11 protein-coding genes are annotated in these 10,146 nt (G+C 60.8%); 4 read left to right on the top strand and 7 right to left on the bottom strand.

What is annotated here, in order from left to right; genetic code table 11:
• Window positions 1–7: 7 nt before the first annotated feature.
• The 5 genes from ACR0NB_RS01335 to ACR0NB_RS01315 all read right to left on the bottom strand — a co-directional run bounded on the left by ACR0NB_RS01335 (window position 8) and on the right by ACR0NB_RS01315 (window position 5,920).
• On the bottom strand, window positions 8–1,105 hold the full coding sequence (locus ACR0NB_RS01335) for a FliM/FliN family flagellar motor C-terminal domain-containing protein (RefSeq protein ID WP_480774751.1): 1,098 nt from the start codon (window positions 1,103–1,105) through the stop codon (window positions 8–10).
• A gap of 77 nt (window positions 1,106–1,182) precedes the next feature.
• Window positions 1,183–3,861 carry a sensor histidine kinase gene (locus ACR0NB_RS01330; RefSeq protein ID WP_170538983.1) on the bottom strand — a complete coding sequence of 893 codons (2,679 nt, stop codon included), beginning with the start codon at window positions 3,859–3,861 and terminating at the stop codon, window positions 1,183–1,185.
• Window positions 3,849–4,169 (bottom strand): hypothetical protein, encoded by a 321-nt coding sequence (locus ACR0NB_RS01325; protein ID WP_480728660.1) that lies wholly within the window; start codon window positions 4,167–4,169, stop codon window positions 3,849–3,851. Before ACR0NB_RS01325 ends, ACR0NB_RS01330 begins: the two co-directional genes overlap by 13 nt.
• Window positions 4,166–4,546: a response regulator transcription factor gene (locus ACR0NB_RS01320; protein ID WP_093962675.1), complete on the bottom strand. Its 381-nt coding sequence runs from the start codon at window positions 4,544–4,546 to the stop codon at window positions 4,166–4,168. The genes ACR0NB_RS01325 and ACR0NB_RS01320 overlap by 4 nt, the downstream gene beginning before the upstream one ends.
• A 78-nt stretch (window positions 4,547–4,624) precedes the next feature.
• Window positions 4,625–5,920, bottom strand: a complete 1,296-nt coding sequence (locus ACR0NB_RS01315) for a helix-turn-helix domain-containing protein (RefSeq protein ID WP_480774750.1) — start codon at window positions 5,918–5,920, stop codon at window positions 4,625–4,627.
• 220 nt (window positions 5,921–6,140) lie between these two features.
• On the opposite strand from ACR0NB_RS01315, the gene ACR0NB_RS01310 reads away from it, so the two are divergent.
• From ACR0NB_RS01310 to aat, 4 genes are all read left to right on the top strand, one after another.
• Window positions 6,141–6,677 carry a LuxR C-terminal-related transcriptional regulator gene (locus ACR0NB_RS01310; RefSeq protein WP_093962677.1) on the top strand — a complete coding sequence of 179 codons (537 nt, stop codon included), beginning with the start codon at window positions 6,141–6,143 and terminating at the stop codon, window positions 6,675–6,677.
• Between the two features lie 149 nt (window positions 6,678–6,826).
• Entirely contained in the window at window positions 6,827–7,324 is a 498-nt protein-coding gene (gene accB, locus ACR0NB_RS01305) for an acetyl-CoA carboxylase biotin carboxyl carrier protein (RefSeq protein ID WP_170337596.1), read from the top strand.
• A gap of 9 nt (window positions 7,325–7,333) precedes the next feature.
• Window positions 7,334–8,680: an acetyl-CoA carboxylase biotin carboxylase subunit gene (gene accC, locus ACR0NB_RS01300; protein WP_170358311.1), complete on the top strand. Its 1,347-nt coding sequence runs from the start codon at window positions 7,334–7,336 to the stop codon at window positions 8,678–8,680.
• Window positions 8,681–8,735: 55 nt separating this feature from the next.
• The gene (aat, locus tag ACR0NB_RS01295; RefSeq protein WP_170441632.1) at window positions 8,736–9,368 is read left to right on the top strand and encodes a leucyl/phenylalanyl-tRNA--protein transferase; all 633 of its coding nucleotides are present in this window, start codon (window positions 8,736–8,738) and stop codon (window positions 9,366–9,368) included.
• On the opposite strand, the gene ACR0NB_RS01290 is transcribed toward aat, so the two are convergent.
• A complete protein-coding gene (locus tag ACR0NB_RS01290) occupies window positions 9,332–9,691 on the bottom strand; it encodes a DUF2155 domain-containing protein (RefSeq protein ID WP_170358308.1) in 360 nt (119 codons plus the stop codon). The two genes, aat and ACR0NB_RS01290, sit on opposite strands and share 37 nt — an antisense overlap.
• Complete coding sequence (mlaD, locus tag ACR0NB_RS01285; protein ID WP_093962682.1) at window positions 9,688–10,140, bottom strand: outer membrane lipid asymmetry maintenance protein MlaD; 453 nt, start codon at window positions 10,138–10,140, stop codon at window positions 9,688–9,690. The genes ACR0NB_RS01290 and mlaD overlap by 4 nt, the downstream gene beginning before the upstream one ends.
• Window positions 10,141–10,146 lie beyond the last annotated feature (6 nt).

Here is a 10,146-nt window from a genome sequence, read left to right as displayed (position 1 = left end):
TCAAACGTCAGTCGTTGGGTCGTTCCGCAAGAGTCGGAAGACCCGCCAATTCGGATATTTCGGACGCGAGGCGGTCGGTGCTTGTTTGCGCGAAGTCTTCATCCACTGCGGATTGCGCATGCGATCGGTCTTGGGCAACAGCGTCCTGACGCGACAAATCAACATCTGCTATTTCAGCCGGCGCGTCCCTTCGCTTGTGCTCGACAAAGCTCTGCGCTTCGGGTCGTGTTGGGGCAGTTGGCTGCAGAAACTCGTTGATACGCACGGCCCGTTGACCGCCACATTGGCCCAGACGTCCCGTAGTGGCCTGGGTCCGATCAATCGCGGCAATGTCGATCCGATCAAGTCGCGCTCCCGCAAGTGGCAGCAGATCCCCGATGCCCAGCTCCGACAGCGTTGTCAGCGGAAGATGCATCCGACAAATCACCGCATTGAGTTCGGCCCGAACCACGCCTGCGGCTTGCGACAGTGTCTTGAGAGGCTCCAAATCTGCATGCCCGTGCTGCCCCTCGACCACCGAAATTTCCTGCAGCAGGATGAGGACCGTTCCTTGCCGTACACCGCCCTCGACTTCAACCGTGAACTCGAACGCATCATACCCGTCCTCGACCAGTGCCAAAGACAGCGTGCGCCGATCGACCGCCCTTGAAGCGAACTCATATCCGTTCAGGCGGGCTGCATCGCTTTGATCATCGACCAGTTCTCGGGCCCGTTCCAGCATGTCCTCGACCAACGGGACCACCATTGCCGCATCGGTGTCGGTGAGGGCGCGAGGCTGGGGCGGGTCCGGGAATACTTCGCCCATTGTCTGCTTCTGGATGACCGCCGAGACCAAACCGACGTCCAAGACAACACTGGCCACCCTGCCCTCCTTGGTCGCGAACAGCAGAAACATCTGACCGTCTTCCAGCCCGTTCGCGACGACTTCCTGGCATCTTCTGGCCTGTTTCGCGCCAATGACGGATGCTGATAGTTTGAACCGTTCGACCGCGGCGCGGGCAATCGCAAGGCGCAATGCCCGCAGCAGCGCCCGGGATTTGCTACCCGGCCCCTCTTGTCCTGCCGACAATTTACGCGCCAAGGCCGCGCTGACAGTCTTTGACATCGCAACGGTCCGCCAGTTTCGATTCTGCTCGTTACTGGTCTAGCCCATTTTTCGTTACGAATACCTTTACTTGGCCGTTACTGAGCGGCCTGGCGGTGAGGCAATGGCAGGCTCACGCGGAACGCTGCGCCGCCCTGCCCGGGCAGATAGGTGATTTCTCCCCCAAGCCGGTGCATGATCTCACGGCAAATAGCCAGTCCAAGGCCCGCACCACCCGCCTTGTCGAATCCGACTCGCGCGAATTTCTCAAAGATCATCGACTGGGCGTCCGGCGGGATGCCGCTGCCATTGTCGACAAAGTCGATCACCGCCTGGCCACCGACATCATGGGCTGAAATCGTCAGGACCGGCTCGGGCGCGTCACAGTATTTCTGTGCGTTCGAAATCAAATTGATGAAGACCTGCCCCAGGCGATCCAGATCGGAATGCAACGCGATGCGCTCGGCAGACAGATTGCGGCGAATGGTCAAAGGGCTGTCTGCTCCGGCCATAGTCGTTGAAACGGCCCGATCCAGAACCGTCCGCAAGCTGGCATCACCCATATTCAAGCTGACCTGACCGTTTTCCAGAACGCTCAGGTCCAGCAGGTCATCCAGCAGCCGCGTCAGTCGCAGCGCTTCGTCATGGATGATCGTCGCATAACGCCGGGAATCCTCAGCGCTCAGCCCGTCAGTGTCCCGCATGATCTCCGAAAAGGCACGAATGGACGTCATCGGAGTGCGCAACTCGTGGCTGACCTGCCCCAGAAAGGCATCTTTCTGACGCGAGATCTGGGTCAGTTTTTCGTTGGCCTCGCGCAGCTTGCGGGCCGTTCGGCTCAGTTCGGCCGACTTCGCCTCAAGCTGGCTGGAGTATTCGAGCAACTGCGCGGATTCATCGGCCACCGCCAACAGATCCTCGACCGAAACGGACGAACCTCCGACGATCTGCCCGATCATGGCATGAGCTGTGGCCGCACCGACCGAGCCGCTCAATTCGCGCTCCAGCCGCTCCAGAAAACCCGGCGTAGGTTCTGGCCAGCGCCCGCGCACGCCCTGCTTTTCCGCCTCGGCCTGAAAGAAATCCTGAGCGGGACCGGCCCCGAGGATCCGTTGGGTCATGATCATCAGGTCTTCACTCTGGGCAACGGACCCCGTCCACCCCCCGGGCGCGACAGAATGATCAAAGACATTGACGAACTGCGCCCCCTGCAACCGTTCAAGCGGGCTGGGAAAGCTCAGAAGTGACGCTAGGCAAAAGGCCAACGTGTTCAGTGACAGCGACCACAGCACCGTGTGGGTCATCGGGTCCAAACCATCAAGACCGAACAACGCTTGCGGACGCAGCCACCCCAGACCGAAAGGACCGTTTTCGATGACCGAGGCGGACATGACACTGCCGCCCATCCCCGGCAGCAACAGCGTGTAGATCCAAAGGAAGAACCCCACGCTCAGCCCAACAAGGGCACCTGTCCGTGTCGCCCCGCGCCAGAACAGGCCGCCGACCAGAGCCGGCAGAATCTGCGACACACCCGCAAATGCCACCAAGCCGATCGAGGCCAGCGCGGCGCCGCCACCGGACATACGATAGTAGAAGAACCCCAAGGCCATGATGGCGGCAATCGAAACCCGGCGCGCCATCAGCACCACGTTTCGCACATCGCCTGACATGGAACTGGCGTTCTCGCGTGTATTCAGCCAGATCGGCATCACGACGTGGTTCGAGACCATGGTCGACAAGGCCATCGCCGTCACGATGACCATCGACGTGGCAGACGAAAAACCGCCGATGAAAGACAGCATCGCCAGCCAGTCATTTCCCTGTGACAGAGGAACCGTCAGCACAAATAGGTCCGGATTTGACCCGGCCGGCAGCAGATCCAGCCCGACGACCGCAATGGGAACCACGAAAAGGCTCATCAAAAGAAGGTAGAGCGGGAACGCCCAGGCCGCCGTTCTCAGGTGACTTTCGTCATCGTTCTCGACGACCATGACCTGAAACATCCGCGGCAAGCAGACAAAAGCAGCCGCCGACAGGAAGGTAATGGCCATCCAACGTCCGGTATCCACGTTCCAACGCCCGATTTCCGACGCGTCGATCCGCTCCATCATAGGCGTGACGCCTCCGGCCACCCCCCAGACGACAAAGATACCCACCGCCAACAGAGCAAACAGTTTGACGACGGATTCCAACGCGATGGCGGTCACCACACCATGGTGCCGTTCATTGGCATCCAGATTCCGGGTGCCGAACAGAATGGCAAACACGGCCAGACCCGCGGCCACCCAGAATACGCTGGCGCCCTCGCGGTAAAGGCCCGAAGGATCGGCCTCGGCGAAAATCGAGAAAGACAGCGTTATCGATTGAAGTTGCAGCGCGATATAGGGTGTGCCCCCCAGCACGGCGAGGATAGTCACACAAATGGCCAAGGTGTTCGACTTGCCATAACGCGATGAGATCAAGTCGGCGACTGATGTCACCCTCTGGCTGCGACCCACACGCACCAGCTTGCGCAGCCCCCACCACCAGCTGATCATCACCAAGGTCGGCCCGAGGTAGATCGTCACGAATTCCAGACCGGACCGGGCCGCATTGCCAACCGCGCCATAGAAGGTCCAGGCGGTGCAGTAGATCGACAAAGACAGCGTGTAGATCAACGGTGACCGCAGCCATTTGCCTCGCCCCGCGGCGGCCATGCGATCGGCTGCGAACGCAACGCCGAACAAAAGCACGACGTAGCCCAGGCAAACAAGGATCAGGACATTCAGCGTGGCCATTGCTCACTCTCTGCCGCGGACCCTTCCGAGGACGACATCCGCCGGGCAGCAAAACCGAACAGAAGGCTGACCACGATCAGGGCGGCCCAGCATGAAAAGATATAAAGAATGGCTGACGACAATGGGATGCCAGAGTTTTCCGGCCCCGGATCCGGCCACAGCAGCGGGATGCAGATCAGGCCCGCGCCGACAAAGGGCAGCATTCGGGCCGCATCGGCCAGCCTTCGGCGGCGGTAACTCTGCCGTTCCAAAAACACCGACGGACGCGGGCCTGTCGGGCGGGCTGGCTCGTTTTCCGGTGTGTTCATGACTGTGACGCCTGCGCGTGCAAATCACGCACAGCCGTCAGCACTTCGGTATTCGAGAACGGTTTCGTCATAAACCGGCTGACGCCTGCTTTTTCCGCCATCTCGCGGTCCCGCGACTGACCGCGAGCGGTCAGCATCAGAACAGGCAGGGCGCGCATCTCCTCGTGCTCGCGCAATTCGCGCAGAACATCCATACCGCTCTTGCCGGGCAGCATCACATCCAGAATGACCAGATCAGGCTGCGCAGACAGTATCGTTTGAACCGCGTTTTCACCTTCGGCATGGGTTTCGACCTGCCACCCTTCGCGGGTCAGCAGAAACCTGATTGCCTCCGTGATGTTCGGTTCATCCTCGATCAACAGAACCTTGCGGCTCATATGTTCACTTCCTCCCCAAGACCGGTCGCACCTCCAGCCACCTGCCAAGTGCAGATTAATCGCTGTGTCAGGAAACTGTCAAAAACCTTCACTCAAAATCGACGGCTCCCGCCGGGAGTCGCACGGCTTTCGGGGGCAGATCCTGCAGCTTGTGCCGACCTGTACCGGCAAGTCGGTGGCCACGCCGGGCTCTTCTACCGGCAGCACCAGCATCGCCGATCTGTACACAGGTTCCTGACCGAAGGCGCTGACGGGCTGAGGCCAGGCGATTGCAAAGCAGTCGAAATCCGCCGGCGTCCGGCCCAACAGGGTCACACGTTTTCGGATCGGCACAAGGGGCCGGTTCAGCGCGCTGAAGACCGGCCACAAAGGACAGGCTTCGCCGTGGCGCGGCATTGCGAAACCGGGGACCGGCTTGAACAGCAAAATGCTTCCCGATGAATCGCATATGACCAAACCGGCCGGACGCGGCATGACATCCTCGGGCAGAAACGCAAGCCGTCGCAGGACTGTCGGCACTTCAACCGAAAACCGTGCGGCAAGACGCAGGGGATCAACGCCTTCGACCTCCAGTGCCTGCGAAACCGCCTCCAGCGGCATGGCCCGGGAATCCGCCGCATAGGCGTCGAGCACCTGACGCGCGACAGATCTTGAGGCGGAAGAGGCCATCTCGGCCTGCGCGAGGGATACCGGGTCCTGTCCAGTCTCAAGTTCCGGCAAATGAAACCCGCGCTTCTCCAGAAATGCCTCGACCTCCTCCATCGGCAACCCGCGCCGTTCGCCGGTGTCCTCGCTTTCGTCCAGAAAGGCGACCAGAGCTTTTGAGCTTTCGGCCAGACGTTCGGCATCCTGGTGCAGGTTTCGGTGGAATCTGTCGCGCCACTCGGCCTCGATCTCGCCCGGTTCCGCCAGGATGGCGGCTGTCGACCGAATCGCTGCTGCGGCGGACAGGACTTCGTGCATGGATGCCGCAAGGTGCGGGTCATGGGTCAGCCGGTCTGACAGGGTTTCCACGGTGCGCTCCAGCGAAACCACCCGACGATGCATCTGTGCCAGTACAGCGGCCCAGCCGGGAAACCGGCCGGCGAACTCATCCAGCGCCTCAACCTCGGCCTTTTGGCCGACCGCATCCGCCGCCGCCTCACGAAGAGCCGCGATCAGCGTCGCCTCGACCCCCTGCGTCAAAACCGAAGGCTCAACGGACAAAGCCGAAGCGATATCGACCAGCAGTTTGCCCCCGATGCGCCGCCGGTTGTGCTCGATCAAATTCAGATATGACGCTGAAATGCCGACCTGACGCGCCAGCTGGGCCTGACGCAATCCCGAGATTTGCCGCCTTTCGCGGATACGGCTGCCCGTCAATGAATCACGCATGATGCCCCCGCCGAAACGTGTTCGAGTTGCCCTCGAAACAACCCCGTATTTTCTGAATACTTCATGTATTTATATGATTTACGCCGCCCTTTTCAAAGCAGTTTTACAACATTGACAATGTCGTGGCTTTCGCCGGGCTCTGATCGCTTTCGGACGCCAAAGCAATCCTGTGCTGCAATGCCCTCTTCAATTCCGGCCGAATTGGCGGCACGATAGGCAAATGAGTGATCCGGCCTTCGAATACGCACCTATCGGGCTTGTCGAGCTTGAAAACCGCATCATCCGGCGGTGCAATTTGCAGTTTGCCCGGACATTCGGGGGCAACGAATCCGACTACCGCAACCTGCCTTTGCTGCACCTTTACCCTTCCGTTGCCGATTGGGAGAGAATTGGCGCACGAAGTCTTCAGGTCATGCGGGACACCGGCTACTACACGGACGAGCGGGTCATGCGCCGCCGCAACGGCGACTTGTTCTGGTGTCGCGCCCGCGGCCGGTCGCTGACACCCGATGACCCATTCCGCCATGGAATATGGAGCTTTTCCGACATTTCCGAGGAACGCCCGCTGGTCGAATTGACCAAACGCGAACGTGAAGTCGCGATCCTGTCCTGTCGCGGCCTGTCGGCCAAGGAAATCGGCGTCGAACTGGGGCTCAGCTACCGGACCATCGAAGCCTACCGCGCCCGGCTGCTCGAGAAATTCGGCGCGCGCAAGCTGCCGGAACTGGTCGCCAAACTGTCCGGCACGCCGCTCTGACCGTCGTGGACCCTGCCGATAACGCAGAAACCGGGGCCGAACGGCCCCAGTCGGCGCTTTTCATGGCCGCGCGGTTGCCTTATAACGCAGCGTAATTGACCAGAGCCCGCGCAGATAGACGGGCCAAAGGGGAACCTTCGAGGACACTCATGACAGACAACAGACACGAAGCGGATGTGACGTTCATCAAGGCACTGGCCGAACTCTTGCGCGAAAACGACCTGACTGAGTTGCAGGTGAAACGGGAATATGGCGAAGAAGACAGCCTGAACGTCCGGGTCAGCCGAGTAAGCCCGACAGCCGCGCCTGTGCAAGTTGCCGTCCCGGCACCCGCTGCCGCGCCGGCACCTGTCGCAGCCCCCGCTGCTGCCCCCGCCGAAGCACCCGCTGCCGTCGAGGACCCGGCGAGCCACCCTGGCGCGGTGACCTCGCCCATGGTTGGTACCGTCTATATGCAGCCGGAACCCGGCGCGTCCCCGTTCATTGCCGTTGGCGCATCTGTTTCCGAAGGCGACACGCTGCTGATCGTCGAAGCGATGAAGACCATGAACCACATCCACGCCCCCAAATCCGGCACCGTCAAGCGGATCCTGGTCGGGGATGGCGACGCTGTCGAATTCGGCACTCCTCTGGTCATCATCGAGTAAGGCGGGCCCATGTTCGACAAGATCCTGATTGCCAACCGAGGCGAGATCGCCCTGCGTGTGATCCGCGCCGCGCGCGAGATGGGGATTGCGACGGTTGCCGTGCACTCGACCGCTGACAGTGACGCCATGCACGTGCGCATGGCTGACGAGTCCGTGTGTATCGGACCGGCACCCGGCCCCCAGAGCTATCTCTCGATGCCCGCGATCATCTCGGCCTGTGAAATCACCGGCGCCCAGGCGATCCACCCCGGCTATGGCTTTCTGTCCGAAAATGCCGAGTTCGTTCAGATCGTCGAAGACCACGGCATCACGTTCATCGGCCCTACCGCGGAACACATCCGCATCATGGGCGACAAGATCACCGCCAAAGACACCATGAAAGAGCTGGGCGTTCCCTGCGTACCGGGCTCGGACGGCGGCGTTCCGGATCTTGAGTCGGCCAAGCGCATCGGTGAAGAGATCGGCTATCCGGTCATCATCAAGGCCACCGCAGGTGGTGGTGGACGCGGCATGAAAGTCGCGCAGACCGCGGCCGAAATGGAAAGCGCCTTCATGACTGCGCGGGCCGAGGGCAAAGCCGCGTTCGGCAATGACGAAGTCTATATCGAGAAATACCTGACCACGCCCCGCCACATCGAGATTCAGGTCTTCGGCGACGGCAAGGGCAATGCGGTCCACCTGGCTGAGCGCGACTGTTCGCTGCAGCGCCGTCACCAGAAAGTATTCGAAGAGGCTCCGGGCCCCTGCATCACTCCTGAGGAACGCGCCCAAATCGGCAAGGTCTGCGCGGATGCGGTCGCCAAGATCAACTATATCGGCGCGGGCACGATCGAGTTCCTGTATGAAAATGGCGAGTTCTATTTCATTGAGATGAACACCCGCCTGCAGGTCGAACACCCTGTGACCGAAGGCATTTTCGGCGTCGACCTTGTTCGCGAGCAGATCCTTGTTGCGGCCGGAGAACCGATGTCGTTCGGCCAGGATGATCTGGAGATCAACGGCCACGCGATCGAAGTTCGGATCAATGCCGAAAAGCTGCCGAATTTCGCGCCCTGCCCGGGCAAGATCACGGCGTATCACGCACCGGGCGGCCTGGGTGTCCGGATGGATTCGGCGCTGTACAACGGGTATTCGATCCCACCCTACTACGACTCGTTGATCGGCAAGCTGATCGTGCACGGGCGCGACCGCCCCGAAGCGCTGGCGCGGTTGAATCGGGCCTTGGGTGAATTGATCGTGGACGGTGTGGACACGACGGTTCCCCTGTTTCACGCACTTCTGCAGGAACCCGACATCCACAGCGGCGATTACAACATCCACTGGCTGGAGCACTGGCTTGCGGAGAACATGGCCTAGTATCGACCAAGCCGCGAGAGCACGCGCTCTCGGGCTTGTCGCCGCGGTGTGAGCCATGGGCCTGACGCCTGATCTGCTTTTGCACGGCTATTCCATTGGAATCTTCCCGATGGCTGAACACAGGAACGACCCGGATCTTTTCTGGGTCGATCCAAAGCTGCGGGGTGTATTCCCGTTGGACGGGTTTCACATCTCCCGCAGCCTTGCGCGACGCATCCGGAACTGCGGGTTCTCCGTGACCATAAACCGGGATTTTGCAGCCGTCGTAGACGGATGCGCGGACCGGGCGGACACCTGGATCAATGACGAACTGCGCAGACTCTATGCCCAACTGCACCACTCGGGCCGCGCCCATTCACTTGAGGTTTGGGAGGGCGAGGAGCTTGTCGGTGGCGTCTATGGAGTTGCCTTGGGTGCGGCATTTTTCGGGGAAAGCATGTTTTCGCGCCGTACCGATGCGTCAAAAATTGCGCTCGCCTATCTGGTCGACCGATTGCGCCAGACGGGCTTTCAACTGTTCGACACACAATTTCTGACGGCACATTTGGCTTCGTTGGGGGCGATCGAAATCCCCAGACAGCAATACCGCCAACTTCTGGATCAGGCCACTGCTTCCAGCGCAGATTTCACCGCCGAGGTGTGTCAGACCCCTCAGGGGGTGATACAACGGATTACCCAGACATCGTAGCGCGAGTGATCCAGGGCGTTGAGCGCCGGGGACGTGGCGATCATCCAGCCGTCGAACAGCTGGTCGGCCTTTCCCTTTTCCCAAATCGTAAGATAGGCAAACGCGTCACCGGTCGGGTTTTCAGACGGATACCGGCAATCACCCAAGGCGACATCCAAGCCGAAAACTTCGACCGTATCACCGGTCGGCACCTGCACGTCCACCGTCTGACCGCTGACCTTGTCCAGCCCGCGCAGCATGGCCCCCGGTCCCGAGGAAACCTTCTGCTGCGCGCCGGCCGTCGTCGCGGCCAACAGCAGCGCCATCAGGGCGGCACGCATCATTCGCTGCCATCCCCGGCCACAAACTTGACCAGCAACGAGATCAGGCTGACGGCTCCTTGCGTGTCTTCAATCTGATCGCCCGGCTCAAAATAGAACGGAGATCCGCCGGGCATGACCTCGACGAAGTTGCCCCCCAGAAGGCCTTCGGACGAGATCACGATCGCGCTGTCATCCGGAATCTGGATGTTTTCGGCAACCGAGATCGTCGTATCGGCACGGTAGGTTTCAGGGTTCAACTCGACATCGGTCACGGTGCCGATCTTTACACCCGCGAGGCGCACATCTGTGCCCACCGCCACACCCTCAAGCGACCGAAAGGACGCCTCAAGGTGATAGCCCCCGTTTTCGCGCGACCAGCCCGTGGACTGGCTGGCATACACGCCAAACGCCAATGCACTGGCCAGCACGACACCGCCGACAAGAACTTCGGTCATGTTGTGGGTCGACATGTGGAT

Source organism: Ruegeria sp. CG3, from assembly GCF_056537205.1.
Note: the sequence above shows the minus strand (reverse complement) of the source record. Positions and strands in the feature narration are given on the sequence as shown.